General features: G+C 68.1%; 1 protein-coding gene and 1 pseudogene. Both read right to left on the reverse strand.

The genetic code is table 11. The features are described 5' to 3' along the window. A partial coding sequence (locus ABD844_RS52090) for an IS3 family transposase (RefSeq protein WP_344897499.1) occupies nt 1–615 on the reverse strand: 615 nt, incomplete at its 3' end. 19 nt (nt 616–634) lie between these two features. Further along, nucleotides 635–727: pseudogene (locus ABD844_RS53550) on the reverse strand (IS3 family transposase); the annotation flags it as partial. Nucleotides 728–742 lie beyond the last annotated feature (15 nt).

Consider the following 742-nt stretch of genomic DNA (forward strand, 5'->3'; position numbering starts at 1 on the left):
GGTTGAAAGGGACTCGTTGAGTACTTCCAGGGGTGGCCGGTAACCGAGCGCCGAGTGCAGGCGCCGGTGGTTGTAGAACCCTTCGATGTAGCGGATGACCTGCCGTCTTGCCTTGGCTCGGGTGGTGAAGACGAAGTGGTGCAGCCACTCGTTCTTGAGCGCGGAGAAGAACGACTCGGCCATCGCGTTGTCGTAGCAGACCCCGGTGCGGCAGACCGAGCGGCGAATCCGCAGGTCGGTCAGGAAGCGGCCGAACTCATCACTGGTGTAGTTCGAGCCGCGGTCGGTGTGGAACACGGCGCCGGGCTGGAGCAGGCCGGTGCCGGCGGCCATCCGGATCGCGTCCTTGACCAATTCGGTGCGGTAGTGGTCGGCCATCGCCCAGCCCAGCACCGCCTTGCTGTGGCAGTCGATCACCGTGGCCAGGTAGAGGAAGCCCTCCCAGGTGCGGACATAGGTGATGTCTCCGACCAGCTTGATGCCCGGCCGCTCTGCGGTGAAGTCGCGGCCGACCAGGTCGGGGATGCCACAGTAGTCGCCCTGGACGGTGGTGGCCGGCCGGAACGCCCTCACCTGGGCCGGGATGAGGCCCTGCTCGCGCATCAGGGCCCGCACCAGTTTCGGGTGAGCAGTGCTCGCCGCGACGGGCCAGGGCGGCGTGGACGCGCCGGTAGCCGTAGGTCTCGTGCGAGCCGGCGAAGACCTCGGCGACCAGAGCGGCCAGCAGCGCCCGGCGTTGCGC

Origin of the sequence: Nonomuraea antimicrobica, assembly GCF_039536965.1 — a bacterium.
GTDB lineage: Bacteria > Actinomycetota > Actinomycetes > Streptosporangiales > Streptosporangiaceae > Nonomuraea > Nonomuraea antimicrobica.